The organism is Microcoleus sp. B9-D4, assembly GCF_036705105.1.
GTDB lineage: Bacteria > Cyanobacteriota > Cyanobacteriia > Cyanobacteriales > Microcoleaceae > Microcoleus.
Genome location: NZ_JAUBTS010000007.1, coordinates 144,209 through 158,161 on the forward strand (window position 1 = coordinate 144,209; position 13,953 = coordinate 158,161).

Consider the following 13,953-nt stretch of genomic DNA (forward strand, 5'->3'; position numbering starts at 1 on the left):
ATGATATGACACTTCTTTTGCTTCCGCTTAATCAATGCCTTCCCCCTCCGATTGGAGGGGGTCACTTTAACTCCCCAAAACCGCACTTTAGAGTGAAGTCACTAGCCATACTGCTCGAATTTCATGGGAAATATCCACTCACGCCGCCACAAAGATTATGGCTACAAAAACAGCATACCGAAGCCGAAGCCAGGGAAACTACATCACCCCTAACACAGCCGAGGGCAAGAAAATCCTCAACTACCTAAGAAATCGCTGCGAGAAAGCTTTAGATTACTGCCTGGAAAACGGACTCACCAGCGTAGAAGATTTTGCCGATGCAATTGAAGAACTAACGGAAGCAGACGGCAAACCTGGCATTAGCGTGGAGGTCAAGCACAACGGACTCGTCCTCAGTTTGAGCGATCGACCCGAGTACGGCTCTACCACAGGAAAGTACATGATGGAGCACTTGGGAGAGCCGGACGACAACCGATTTACTAAAACAGGAATTGAAGCATTACTCGATTCGCCTCGAACTAAAACAAGGTCTAAGAAAGACGATTTACTAGATGAATTGGATGAGGAGCAACCCTCCCCCAAGTCTAAATCTAAAGCTGGAACTAAGTCTAAAAAAGACGATTTACTAGATGAATTAGAGGATGAGCAACCCTCGCGTAGATCGAAATCTCAAACGGCAAACAAGTCTAAAAAAGACGATTTGCTAGATGACTTAGAAGATGATGAACCATCGCACCAATCGAAATCTAAAGCCAATATCAAATCCAAAAAAGATGAAATAGAAAATTCGGAGGACGACGAGCCATCACCCAACTCTCAAACCAAAAGAAGACCCCGAAAAGATGACGTAGAGGAGTTGGAGTCGGAAGAACCACTGGTTAAATCTAAAGCCTTAAGCCGCTCTCCGAGAGATGAGCTAAGTGAGTTAGATGAGTTTGAAGTCAAAAAACCTCAACCTAAAGCTAAGCCTCAAACTAAAAGCCACCTTAAAAACTCTGAGCGAGAAGATTTGGAAGACGAAGAATTATCAGCTAAATCCCAAGCCAAAAGAAAACTTCAGACAGATGAAGCGGTAGAAGTTGCTGAATCCTTAGCACGCACACCTTCAAAAACCCGAACCAGCCAACAGCAACCTCAAGGCAAAAAATCAAACGACCAGAACATCGATAGTATCCTCGATGCTGCTGTACAAGTTAGTGGTAGAACAGCCATTTCTGGAAGTGAGGTAGAAGGTACAACCGTCAGCGGCCTGAGCGGTCAAGTTGCGGTTCTCGCTACTCTGATGGGGAAAAAAGCAGCTTCTCAAATTATAGAAGCTGCTCTTGGGGCTGGAAAAGAGCGCCAAGTTGCCGATATTGTCAAAAGGCTCAAAGCTCAAAGCCAGCGAGCTGACTCGCTGTCGCAGCGGGTTACCAACTTGGCTGAAGCGGATTCAGTTGCAGATGCAACGGTTGAATCCGAAGCTTTACCAATAGCTGAACCGGAGCCAGAACCAGAACAAAACATCTTACCTGAACCGGATGCCGAATTTGTCTCAACACCCGGTATGCTCTTAGCTAAAGCTGTTAGCAAAGTCCACGGAAAAGTTGATAAAATTTCCGGTCGTGTGAGAGACAACAATTCTGAAAAAACGGCTTCTATTAAGATTGACACAGAGGCGAGTTTTGAAGAACAGCTCGTACAAATAAATGAAGCACTCAACCGACTTGAAAAGCGACTCGATACCCTAGAAGAGCGAATAGAAGCTTTAGAGAACAAACTTTCTCTTCAAAAAAGCGAGACAGGCGTTCAAGCTGGCGAGGCAAAATTAGAACCACCCGACAGCTCAACTCCATCCCTCAGCGACCAATTCGTACAAAACGCAACAGAAATAGGTGAAAAAATTTCATTAGAATCAACAATCCTAGCTAGCAACAGCGCTAGCGCTACTGCTAAAAAAATCACTGTGACAGCCCAAAATCTTACTCAGGACGCCCAACTTGCAGCAACACTGGCAAAAATTTACAGCCTAGCTGAAGAAGAAGCAAATGCGGAAGGCATTGCATTAGAAGACGGGGTTGATTTTGGACAAGCCAAACTTTATGTAACAAATTTTGACTCCTCTACCGCTGTCAGCTTAAAAACTAAGGAAGGCGAGGAACTGTTTTCAGCAGTACAGAATAAAACTGGAGAATGGGAAGTTACAAACGACTTCCTAAAACCTGAAGAAAAAGAAGAACTCGACCGCTTAAAGATTTTTCAACAAGCTCTCAACCAAGAACGTCTAGCTGAAATGGTAAAGAGAAGCAATCAAGATGAAGTCAGCTTTACCGATTCCCAAGGCTCGCGCCTCGACTTTGAAGTCGAATTCAGCGATAAATCCAAGTCGAAGGGTACTGTCAAAGGCTTTAACTCTCACAGCGAGATAGTTTTTGAAGCCAGCCTCCAAAAAGGTAATCTTGAGGTACTTCTGTGCGACATTTCACCAGAAGTAGTTGAAAATCTCCTCTCCCAACAGCAACTTGCTCCAAGCCAGAACTCCAACAAGCAGGAAGCGAGAAAAACTGAGACCGAAATGGAAATTTGAAATAACTTTTTTCACTTGCACCCTCCATTTGGAGGGGGTCACTCTCACTGTATAAAATCACCTTTTTTGGCGATTTTGCAGGGATTAGATGCAACTTAAATTAGCATTAAAGCACTAAATTAATCGAGATAGTGACATGGCTACTTACTTAGACCAAACAAGAAATGAACGAAACCGCAACTCATTATCACGCTGGTTAAAACAACAGAAAATCAAACTGGGCGACATTCCATTCCTCGGCATTTGCCTAACCTCACTCATCTACTTCAGCATTCACGACCCGCTCTTAATTGCGACTTTAGGCTGCTCCAGCATTGTATTTTTGAGTTTATGGCATCTCACTAGAGCTATTCCCATTGTAGAGCGATACATTGGCTGCAAAATTCGCTTTTGGCACATTGCCACTGCCATTATCACCTCTACTGCGCTTTGCTCCGTACTCGATTCCCCAGCCAACGCCCTCTTCCTCTCCGGCTTAGAAGAATTTATGCAAGAACTCGCAGAAGGAGCCTCTTCAGCAGGAGGCGAAGCTATTGATACCGAAGTCATCGAACTGATTTTCAACTTAATTCGCGGAGCATTTCTTTTGTTAGTAGCAGCCGCTTCTCTTTTCGCCTACAACCAAGCACAACAAGGTAATGACTGGAGACCAATTGTTACCCAAGTTGCCTTAGCCTTTGCCATTGTAATTGCCGTTGACGTAATAACTTTTCTGTTCGTTGGCAATGGCGGAGGTGGAGGAGCTTAGGGAAGAATGGGAGAGGGGGAGAGGGGGAGAGGGGGAGAGGGGGAGAAGTTTGAAAACTTGCAACAACCCGATAAAAACTAGAGGGCTTCAACATCTAACATATACTCACCCAATTGAATAGAAATGAGGGATTATGTAACTGCCATCTACCTAAAAATTCAAACAGCTTGCTGTTTACTGCACACCTCTAATCTCCCACTCTTTGACTCTTTCACTCTCCCCCTCTTCCCCTCCCCCACTCTCCCCCCCTCTCCTCCTCTCCCTCTCTCCCCCACTCCCCACTCCCCCACTCTCCCACTCTTTCGTTCACCGACTCTTAGTATGGTTTTTTGACACTGGAAGGAGCCACATAGAAGGGTTATTAATCATGTTGACCAGTGTACCCAGTATTTGATTGTAATGTTGATACAGCTCTCTACCAACCTGAACATCCAAGTAATTGCATTTAACAGCGAATTCAATCCAAGTTTGAGTTTCAGCAGCTTCAGCTTCAGAATCACTTAATTTGGATACAAAAGCTCCTTCATAACGCCGTTTACGCCATGCCTCAGACAAATTGGCACAAACAGAACGCGAAGACCGACGAATTTGATCTGTCAATGAATATCGTTCCTCAATAGGAAACTTTTTAGAGAGTTCAAAAATCTGCATAGCCACATCTAATGCAAGCTGATACACTTCTAAATCTCGGTGGGATTGAATTGGTTTTCTGTTCATTTCAAGCTCTAATTTCTTAACTCCGCTTTCTATTATCCCCTCTCCCACTCTCCCACTCTCCCCCTCTCCGAATCTCCCACTCTCCCCCTCTCCCCCTCCCCCACTCTCCCCCTCCTCTTTCCCTCCCCCTATTACCATGCTTAAAGACCCAGATAAAGACTTTATTTCCGTCAACAAAATTCTCGGCAAACAAGCCAGCATCGGCATTATTCCAGCGGAACAGCTAATTCCCTGGATGCTAATCACCGTAATTTCCTACCTCCTCACCAACGGCTTATTCAGCTTAGGAATGCCTTGGTTTTTCATCACTACTTTCTGGCTAATTGTAAGCTGGTGGCTCCTGACAGGTAACAAACCTCACCTTTTTGTAGACAGGTTTAGACCTCCGCCGGGGAATGAGTGGTACAACGGTAATCTTTTATACCTTTCTCCCGTTCCCCAACACCGACCAAACCCGATTCGCCACCGAATCAGCGATTCACAAGTCCGAGTCAAACTTAAACCCAAAGTTGCTCCCACTCAACAAGGAGGTAACAGCCGACTTATGCCCTTCCAAAACTACCAAAACCTCCTGTGTTTAGTCACTATCCAAAAGGATGGTCGAGAAGTTTCTGGTTACTTACTGAATGAAGGCAGTCAATACCAAATTGTATTCGGATTCGAGACGGCTGGCTTTCACAACATTCTCTACCGCCATGAAGTAAACAATGCAGCCACCGCCTTAGAAGAAGGGCTAAAAGACATTCCCCCAGGCGAAAAAATGACCTTTCACACCGGCTGCTACAGCAGCGATTGCCTTCGCCAACAACAGTTAACTGAATTGGCTGACAACTGTCACCTCAAACCCATTTCTGTACTCGTTCGTAACGAACAGAAACGCATTCAAGAACTCAACTTAGCAGGCACCAGACAACTGTGGAACCAAACTATTTTCTGCACTTGGACATTCAACGCTCAATCTGGCTCCAAATCCAACGACCCTCTGAGTAAATTCATCAATGGAATTATCAACACAGCCAACAGCATTGCTGCACAATTTACAGGCAACCAGCGCATCTACTCTGAACGCTTTTACAAACAACTGCTGCTCGACGCTTTCGAGCAAGGCTACATCCGGTGGGAACTCTTGCTAAACACCAAAATTGGACTGGAAATTCAACCCATGAATGCCCAAGCATTGTGGGGATGGCTGTGGCAAAAATTCAACAGCGCACCCGTACCCCCTATTCCCCAACTTCTCACCTTAAAAGAAACCGCGTCCGACTACAAACTAACCGAAACCCTCAACAGTCACAAACACGCCTGCACCATTTTAATTGAAGGTATGAGCGGCCGTTCGAGCTGCCCGGAACACAGAAAAGCTAGCTCACGCATTTTGCTCCCCGGCAGAAACGCAGAATGCGGCGTGCTAACAATGGAAGAGGGCCCCGGCGGCTGGCTCAATACCAGAGAGCAACTGCAATGGCTCTGGAAAATTATGAGCAACAGCTACGTCCGCGATACTGAAGCCGTTGTCGAAATTAGCGCCGCTCCCAACTTTATTATTCAAGACAACTTAGCAAGGCAAGCTAAACAATCTAAAACTGCCAAAAAACGCGCTTTAGAAAAAGGTCAAGGTCGCGATGTAGGAGCAGAAGTCAAACAGGAAGAATCCTTTGAAGCCCAGAAAAAAATGTACAAAGGTGCAAGAGCAATTCACGCTGCTGTCACCTTCTTAGTCTACCGACCAACACCGGAGCAACTAACACACGCTTGCCAAATGCTCTCCCACAGCTTCGGCTCTGCCAAGGTATTAAGAGAGCGCAACATTGCTTGGCAACTGTGGCTAGAAACTTTGCCCATTACTGTAAGCTGGCTGCTGCACAGCAGTTCGCTAATTAACGAACGCCGCCTCACCTTAGACACCGAAACTGTCCCCGGTATTTTGCCCTTAACTGCTGTAAGGGACATCGACTCAAAAGGAGTTGAATTCATTACCAAAGGCGGCAAACCCGTGTACGTTGACCTCATGCACAACCAAACCAGCCGCGCCGTTATTACAGGTGAATCCGGTTGCGGTAAAAGCGTTGTAGGATGGCGATTTGCGGTCGATGCTTTAGCCGCTAATATTCCAGTAGTCGGTATGGACATCTCAGCAGGAAGCGGCAGTACCTTTGAGACCGCAGTGAAACTGTTAGGCGACGACGGTGCGTACTACGACATCACCTCTGGCAGCTCGAATCTACTCGAAATACCCGATTTGAGGCGTTTTGACAGAGAAGAGCGATCGCGCCGACTAGACCAATGGAAAGAGTTTATCAGAAAAGCGCTGACTATTATCAGCATGGGTAAAGTCCGCGACCCAAAATTAGCGCAGCGAGTCGATGCCATTTTGCTGCTAACTCTGAAAAAATTTCTGGAAGACCCAGAAATTATCGAGCGCTACAATACTGCCTTTGAAAAAGGCTGGAAATCTCCCGAATGGCAAGAAATGCCAACCCTCACAAACCTCCTGAAATTCTGCACAAAAGAGCAACTAAATCTGCCAAACTTTACCGACTTCGACCGCATTGCCATCAACCAAATTATCACTCAATGCAACGCATTACTAGCCTCACCTTTAGGGAAAGCAATTGGCAGACCGAGTACATTTTCACCCGAACCCGCTGTTAAGTTTTTTGCCCTTAGCGGTTTGGGTAACGAACAAGACCAGTATTTAATGGCCATTAACGCCCACGCTGCTTGCATCCGCAACGCACTTTCTCACCCTAAAAGCCTATTTATCGGAGACGAACTTTCGATTTTGTTTAAAAAAGATGGATTTGCTGAAGTAGTAGGCGAACTCTGTGCAGTGGGTAGAAAGAATGGCATTTCAGTGCTCTTGCTATCCCAAGATATCGACAGTATTTGCGATTGTAGTGCGGGAACTATGATTATGCAAAACATGGTGTATCGAATTACCGGAAGATTGACATCAAACGGAGCCACTTCTTGGATCAAACGTTTGGCATATCCGGCTGAAATTATTAGCCAAAACGCGACAGAAGCTTTCCTTCCCAGAGCTGCCGACCTTTATTCAAATTGGCTAATTGAAAAAGGAGGTCGTTTCTGGCAAAGCCGATACTATCCAGGCGAAATGATATTAGCAAGTGTGGCTAACAATCAAGCTGAATTGATGGCTCGCGCACGAGTGATGGCTCAATATCCCAATACGTTAAAAGGGCAACTGCTAGCACTCAAACAATTTGCCTCTGAATATGTAGAAGCCGTTAAAGAGGGACGTTCATTAGCCAATATTGGCAAGAATGCAGTCACAGATATCAAGGAACACAAATCTCATCAAGACCTTATTGCTAGCTAGACGGAGAAAAACCGATGAAATCACCGAAATTTCTTGTCAAACTTGCCCTCGGCATTCCTGCAATTTGGCTGAGCTTAATACTAAATTCTGTTGAAGCAAAAGCTCAAACCTCTGACAGCAATCCGACTGCTACACAGCTTCCCACCTCAAACAATCCTAACAGCAGCACTTTCAACCGCTCTAGCTTCACAGTTCCCAATCAACAAATAGAAAGCCAAATCCAACAATCAGCTAATAACTTCTTGAGCAACCCGAAAGAAATAGGAGGTATAGAAAACACAATTAACGGCATAACAGGCGAAATTTCAGATACCATCTCCACCATCTCCGACAGCATCTCAGGCATCTGGGACAATTTGTTAAATAAAGTCGAAGAATTCAGCAGTGAAATAGAGTCAACCCTCTCTTCATTCCTGGGAGAACTGAAAGTTCCAGACCTAAAAGAAGCAGTTAAAAGCATAATGGACGGCAACACCTCCGAAAGTGAAGGGACAAAACTATCCGCTGCTTTAGAGAAGAGACCGCAAGATTCTTACAGCCTCAAAGAGAATACCGCAGAACTCGCAGAAAGAGAAAGTGCTGTCAGTGAAGCCAATAAAGCCACTCTCAGTAAAGAAGCTCAACAAAAGCAAGCTCAGATGAAAGAAATTGTCCAGCAGAACGTAGAGCAAACTAATCGCGAGAGCCAAAATTCAATGGAATTGGGTGCTGATTCCGAAGGTCAAGATGTCACCCAGAACATTATGAGAAACATATCTCAACAAAGTGCGATCGCAGCTAAGCAAGCAGCCTTATCAGCAGAAAATCAAAGTGCCTTAGTCATGCAGGGCCAGCAAGCTCAAATCGATCGCAGTTTTGCCAACATTCTCAATGCTCAACAAGCTGAAGAACTCAACGAAATTAACACAGCCCAGAGACGGCAGGATGCTGCGGCGGCTACCGCTTCTTCTACTCAAGCTGGATTGTTTCAAATGCCGGGAGGCATCGCTCTAGGGGCAAACGAAGACTGAAATCACCGTAAGGAGATACCGCAATGTTTATACAATTTATTGCCCAAACTAGCACAGCAGGACAAGCCCTGGACACTCTATCTGATGCCATAGAAGTCTCTCAAAAAACTGTCGAATCCTGGAATTTAGTTTGGTTTAACACCTTCAATACTCAAGAATCCTCTCTCTGGATTGCCTTAGTCAAACTAGGACTAATTCTGGCGGGAATATCTGTTACTTACCTCGCTGTCACCAGTGGCAAAGAAATCATCGAAAAACAGTCTTGGTCAGAGCTAGTAGCCATGTTTATCTGGCCGCTTGTGATTGTAGTATTTCTCAGTAACAACGGTAAAGTCTTAGCTGAAAGCGTCAAATTCATCAAAGCTGTAGGCAGCACTCAAGTGCAAGAAATTATGAAGATTCAAGTCGGAGAAATGACCTTCAGAACTGCCCTGAGCGACGTTAACCTTACCAGTGCTGGCAAAGAAGAGATTGAAAAACTCTACAGCGAATGTCAGGGCAAAGTTGGATCAGCTTTAGTGGAATGCTGGAACAGCAAAAAACAGCCAGCTCAACAAATCCTTCAGGCAGCGGAACAGCAAAATGGAGGCCCCCTCAAAAGCTTGCAGCGGTTTGTTGAAAACTTAGGCAATGTTGCCAATCTTCAAGATATAGGAAATGGCGATTTTGCAGGACAAGTTTTTAGGTCTACTGTCTTGCCCATCATTCGCTTAATTCTTAGATCAGTACAGTGGGCATTTGTCAATATTTTAGAAGCAGCATTGTTGCTAACAGCTCTATTCGGGCCGATTGCAATGGGCTTGTCGCTGCTGCCGCTGCAAGGAAAACCAATCTGGGCTTGGTTAATAGGGTTTATGTCGTTATTTGGAGTGCAATTGGGCTACAACATCGTCGTTGGCTTAGTCGCTGTAGTGATTGTCAAATCCGATGCAGAGTTAGTTACAGATATCGCCTTTTTATTCTTTTTAGCTGTGTTTTCTCCCATTCTTGCCGTGTTAATAGCCAAGGGTGGAGGAACTGCTTTGTACAGTGCGATCGCCAATAGCACCAAACAGCTTACAGATATTGCCAGTAACGCGATCGGCGTTATTGCCGGAAAACTGATCTAGGGGAAGGGGAAGGAAGCATAGATTTTCGCTTTTTTGAGTTGAATCAAAACTAGCACTAATTAGTAGCGATAAAAGCTAATAATCACTTGTTTTTCCTCCCTCTCTCCACCCTCCCCCACTCTCCAACTCTCCCTCTCCCTTCCCCTTCCCCCTCCAATAAAATCATGAAATTTCCACAATTCCAACCCTTACTCCCTGAATCTAAAAACACCTTAGCCTTGTGCTTTGTCCTGCTAACAAGCTTTGTTTTCCTCCTGACAATTGCTGTTTTAGTGAATACAGTCAGTTTGAGAGCCTTATCTCAAAGAAAAGTTACCTTTGTCCAGTTAAAAGACGGAACCGCAGCACGAATTGCAGAACAAGATGAACTGTACAGAGAGCCGAAAATTATCCAAACTTTCGTATCCAGTTGGGTCAATTTAACCTGGGCTTGGTCAGGCAAAATTCCTGGCACAAATGATCCAGACCCCGGCATTAAAGTTAAAGGCAGTGCCAAAGTTCCTACAACTGCTTGGATGGGTTCGTTGATGATGGAATCAGAGTTTGGTAAAGCTTCCCTTGTCGAACTCGCCCAACTCGTTCCCAACACCATCTATTCAGGAAAAACCCGCTCTGGAGTCTATATCTCTCACATCTCAGAACCGAGAGAAATAAAAAGAGGAGTTTGGGAAATAGATGTAATTGCTACTCGCGTCGTGCTGGAACAAGGCATTGGAGAAAGCCGAGAACAGTTTAATCGAACCTTCACCGTCAAAGCCGTAGAAATTCCCAAATCCCCTCTCAAAGAAAACGCTAATGAATTAGAGAAGACTATTCACTCTTTGAGAGCAGCCGGATTAGAAATTTCCCGAATAGTCGAATTCAAACCATAGAAGAGGAAAGAGACATGGAGAGGGGACGAACCGGCAAGTCGGTAAATTTAAAAACCTTCCGTAAAAACTAAATAAATTAAACATTTAGTATGTTCCATCCCTTTGCTTGAAGTATTCTAGTTTTTCTTTTTCTTGTACGGTTAAACACAACACATTCAATTCATCATAAAGCCATGACTAACCAAACAAATATATCAACCCACAATTCAATTAATACCAGTCCTGATAATAGTAAGTTCACCACTACAGCCAATATGAATCATGCAAGTGCATCAAGTGAATCTACCCTAAACAATGATGACGGCAACATCAATTTCCCTATTTCCCCTTCTCCAAATCCTTCCCCTTCTGACGATGACATTGACGAGAACTTCATTGCTAACTTTGACCCCAATGCACCCCTAACACTTGAAACTCAATATCAACTCGCTCAAGATGAGGAAAGACCACTGCCCCCGCCTGTTTCCGAAAGAGGCGTTCCTAGAGCAGTGACAATACTGCTATTGACTGGTGGAATACTATTGCTAGGACTGCTGATTTGGCAATTTATCAAGCCTAAATCACCTCGCGAACCTATCGCACAATCAACACCAAAAGAAAGCTCTTCTGGCACCATTAAAGATGAAAAACCGGAGTTGCTGGCTAAATTAGCTTACCAAGACCAACAAAAACTGTTAGCCGAAAAACCGCAAAAAACCGCAAAACCCAAAACAGAACCGTCGCCCAAACCGTCAAGAGCCCCACGAAATCCGCGAACTCCGCGTCTAGTCGCTACCCGGAGCGCTGCACCGCCACCTACTCCTCTACGCGAACCCCTACCCGCACCCAGAACAGTAGTGCGGACGGTAACAGTACCCGCACCCATACCGCAAAGAACACCCGCGCCCCCACCAGCCCCCATACCCAAACCGTTAATACCCCCACCTTTAATTCCAACTCCAAGAGAAGAAAAAATCGACCCGTTTGAGCGGTGGAACCAACTCGCTCAACTCGGACAAATTAGGGGAAATTTTGACCCTAACCGAATAGCGAATGCCGTGAGTGCAACACCAAGCACTCCAGCGACAACAAGTGCTACCGCCGCCGCTAGTACGAACCCAACTCCAACAAGTGAATTCCTAACAGTCAATATCGGCAACCAAAAGTTGCAACCCTCATACGTTTCTTTGGAACAAATCCCACAAGAATTTTATAACCGCCCAAATAACGCCACCGGGGAAAGGCTACACCCGGAGTTTCCCGCAGGAGAGGACAGCCTCGAAACCACCGACAACTCCCAAAACCCCACCAACCAATTAACTCCGGCTGCCCTTTCTCCCCAAACAAGTTCCGATTCTACCGATAGCCCAATCGAGACTGCGGCTCGACTGAGCGCGAGCCGAACATCCTTGCCTGATACAGAATTTCAAACCCTTTCCCCAGAAGCTGCTCCAGAGGCTTCTGCCTTAACAAATTCCCCAACTCTGGAACAAGTAAACTCCCCAGGGGCAAAAGGCATTCTCAACCGCACGCCCCAAAGTTCCTCAACCTCCCAAACAGCTCAGGTTCCCCTTGGAACCACAGCCAACGGCGTAGTTTCGGTTCCCCTGCTGTGGGATGAAGGCTCAGGCAAACAGCTTTACGACAAATTTGCCGTCACTCTCACAGCCGACGTAACGGCAACTGACGGCTCTATTGCCTTTCCTGCGGGCACGGTTGTCATTGCCAAAGCCAGCACCGTCAGCAAGACCAATCGCATGGTACAAGCTACTGCTGTGGCGCTCGTCTACTCTGATAGAAACGGTCAGATTAAACAGCAGCCCATTCCAGAAGGCGCAATTTTGATTGCAGGAGAGGGCGGACAGCCGCTGATTGCTTCAGGCTACTTCGACCCAGGTTCAGATATTGCCGGACAGGATATCCTTACCGCAGTGCTGTCGGGAGTTGGACGAGTCGGTCAAGTGTTCGCAGACCCTAAAGTCAGGAGCTCTAGCAGTATTAGCGGTAGGTTTGGGAGCAGTACAACCACCGTTGAAAGTCGAGACCCCCAAATTTGGTCAGCCGTCCTCGATGGCTTCTTCAGCCCCCTGGCAAAACGGATGGAAAGCCGCTCAGATAGAGCAACTGAAGAACTTTTAAACCGCCCCAATGTAGCTGTGGTTAATAAAGGAACCCCGGTTTCTATTACTGTTAACAGCTTTCTCAACATTTACCGATAACCAAACCGTCGGTAAACGGTTAAGTCGCCCCAACGCGACTGCGGCGATTAGTAAAGGAAATCCCCGTTTCTACTGTCAACAATTTTCTCCACATCAACGAATAACTGCCATGACGAATCGCATCCAATCCCCAAGAATGCTTTCCCTCGGAGGGCTTTTGTTCACAGCAGTGTTCGCTACTGCAAGCTACCCCAACTGTGCTTTTGCTCAATCAAGAGTAACAGGCTATCAAACTGTGGGTCGAGATATTGCCGTCAATAGTGCGATCGATATTTTAGTCTATCCCGGTCGCGCGAGTGCGATCGACTTCAGCTCAACCGATGAAGCTCTCGCCTACGTTTTAATTGCCGACCCCTCAAAAATAGTTTTCAGCACCGATGCACAGTTGGCAAGCGGCCAAGCCAAAACTGTTTTCTTGCGTCCCATTCAAGCGCTCAATTTTCCGGGAGCTACCACAGCTACCATCACTAACCTTTCAATCAAAACTGTAGATTCAAAAGGGAAACAGCGACTTTACAACTTCAACATCGTTCCTACCAACAAAGAACCAGAACACTTAGGAATTCGCATCGCTCCCCTCACCCCAAGAATGGAGCCGACTGTGAACGTTGATAGAGGTCGCGCCCCCGCAGTATCAGATGTCGAAAAAGGATTGCTGATTGCCATTCAAAAAGGCTACACAGCAGCCAACGACCCAGTAGTCTACAGCGTGCGGCAATTTTTAGCTCTGGTAAGAAATCAGAATCTATCGGCGGCAGATGCTGCTGCACGAGCCGGAGTAGACTTGTCTGTGATTGTCGAGCTGAGCCGCATTGCACGAGAAGAATTGAACTACCCTGGAACAAGATTTCAACAGCGACAACCGCCAACAGCCCGAACTACTCGGCTTCTTAAAAGTCGCTCTGCTTTTTGATTGGAGCCGGAGCTGCGGGAATAGGTAACGGGAATGGGGAATGGGGAGTAGGGAATAGGGAGTGGGAGAGAATTTGACTGACTGTCTCCTAACTTCCTATTACCCATCCGATTATCGAAAAGTTGAGATGCGAATCCTCTCCTCAATACTGCCCGCGCTGAGTCAGGTTGGAGCCTGTGTCACTAACCGCTCGCTCTGAGAACTTATGGCTTTTGACTGATTCTGATTGCTTTGAAGCTGCGCTATTAATAATAGCAATTAGTGAAACAGCATAATGAGAGTGAGCAGGGATGGTGAGTGAGAGGGGATAACTCTTTTACTTCCTACTCAACGCAAAGCTGAGTTATCAGTTTTGAAAAGACATCTTAAATAGGTATTTTTTGAACGGTTCGGCAGTAATACTTTCTCGGAAGAACGTTTTTTCCCTCATTCGCACTCCCTTTTTTTAACCAATGTTCCGCCCAAAAAGCTCAGTTCAAA

Annotated in this window: 9 protein-coding genes; 8 read left to right on the plus strand and 1 reads right to left on the minus strand. The window is 45.9% G+C overall.

Features of this window, described 5'->3' with window-relative positions; all coding sequences use genetic code 11:
• Positions 1-157: 157 nt before the first annotated feature.
• Both QUB24_RS06710 and QUB24_RS06715 read left to right on the plus strand, forming a co-directional pair.
• Positions 158-2,566 (plus strand): hypothetical protein, encoded by a 2,409-nt coding sequence (locus QUB24_RS06710; RefSeq protein ID WP_333151778.1) that lies wholly within the window; start codon positions 158-160, stop codon positions 2,564-2,566.
• Between the two features lie 136 nt (positions 2,567-2,702).
• Entirely contained in the window at positions 2,703-3,314 is a 612-nt protein-coding gene (locus QUB24_RS06715) for a hypothetical protein (RefSeq protein ID WP_333048761.1), read from the plus strand.
• Positions 3,315-3,620: 306 nt separating this feature from the next.
• Here the strand turns inward: QUB24_RS06715 and QUB24_RS06720 are convergent, their stop codons facing one another.
• Positions 3,621-4,079 (minus strand): four helix bundle protein, encoded by a 459-nt coding sequence (locus QUB24_RS06720; RefSeq protein ID WP_333151780.1) that lies wholly within the window; start codon positions 4,077-4,079, stop codon positions 3,621-3,623.
• 88 nt (positions 4,080-4,167) lie between these two features.
• Here QUB24_RS06720 and QUB24_RS06725 point away from each other — a divergent pair, with 88 nt between their 5' ends.
• From QUB24_RS06725 to QUB24_RS06750, 6 genes are all read left to right on the plus strand, one after another.
• On the plus strand, positions 4,168-7,371 hold the full coding sequence (locus QUB24_RS06725) for a hypothetical protein (protein WP_333151782.1): 3,204 nt from the start codon (positions 4,168-4,170) through the stop codon (positions 7,369-7,371).
• 14 nt (positions 7,372-7,385) lie between these two features.
• A complete protein-coding gene (locus QUB24_RS06730; RefSeq protein WP_333151784.1) occupies positions 7,386-8,381 on the plus strand; it encodes a hypothetical protein in 996 nt (331 codons plus the stop codon).
• Positions 8,382-8,404: 23 nt separating this feature from the next.
• Positions 8,405-9,490: a hypothetical protein gene (locus QUB24_RS06735; RefSeq protein WP_333147365.1), complete on the plus strand. Its 1,086-nt coding sequence runs from the start codon at positions 8,405-8,407 to the stop codon at positions 9,488-9,490.
• 164 nt (positions 9,491-9,654) lie between these two features.
• Positions 9,655-10,362 (plus strand): hypothetical protein, encoded by a 708-nt coding sequence (locus QUB24_RS06740; RefSeq protein WP_333151786.1) that lies wholly within the window; start codon positions 9,655-9,657, stop codon positions 10,360-10,362.
• 173 nt (positions 10,363-10,535) lie between these two features.
• On the plus strand, positions 10,536-12,560 hold the full coding sequence (locus tag QUB24_RS06745) for a hypothetical protein (protein WP_333151787.1): 2,025 nt from the start codon (positions 10,536-10,538) through the stop codon (positions 12,558-12,560).
• 109 nt (positions 12,561-12,669) lie between these two features.
• Positions 12,670-13,473, plus strand: a complete 804-nt coding sequence (locus QUB24_RS06750; RefSeq protein ID WP_333151789.1) for a hypothetical protein — start codon at positions 12,670-12,672, stop codon at positions 13,471-13,473.
• Positions 13,474-13,953: the final 480 nt, after the last annotated feature.

What these genes read in the sequence shown, in the direction of transcription:
- QUB24_RS06750 (WP_333151789.1), top strand. Translation starts at nt 12,670, where the DNA reads ATGACGAATCGCATCCAATCCCCAAGAATGCTTTCCCTCGGAGGGCTT.
- QUB24_RS06740 (WP_333151786.1), top strand. Translation starts at nt 9,655, where the DNA reads ATGAAATTTCCACAATTCCAACCCTTACTCCCTGAATCTAAAAACACC.
- QUB24_RS06730 (WP_333151784.1), top strand. Translation starts at nt 7,386, where the DNA reads ATGAAATCACCGAAATTTCTTGTCAAACTTGCCCTCGGCATTCCTGCA.
- QUB24_RS06710 (WP_333151778.1), top strand. Translation starts at nt 158, where the DNA reads ATGGCTACAAAAACAGCATACCGAAGCCGAAGCCAGGGAAACTACATC.
- QUB24_RS06725 (WP_333151782.1), top strand. Translation starts at nt 4,168, where the DNA reads ATGCTTAAAGACCCAGATAAAGACTTTATTTCCGTCAACAAAATTCTC.
- QUB24_RS06715 (WP_333048761.1), top strand. Translation starts at nt 2,703, where the DNA reads ATGGCTACTTACTTAGACCAAACAAGAAATGAACGAAACCGCAACTCA.
- QUB24_RS06735 (WP_333147365.1), top strand. Translation starts at nt 8,405, where the DNA reads ATGTTTATACAATTTATTGCCCAAACTAGCACAGCAGGACAAGCCCTG.
- QUB24_RS06745 (WP_333151787.1), top strand. Translation starts at nt 10,536, where the DNA reads ATGACTAACCAAACAAATATATCAACCCACAATTCAATTAATACCAGT.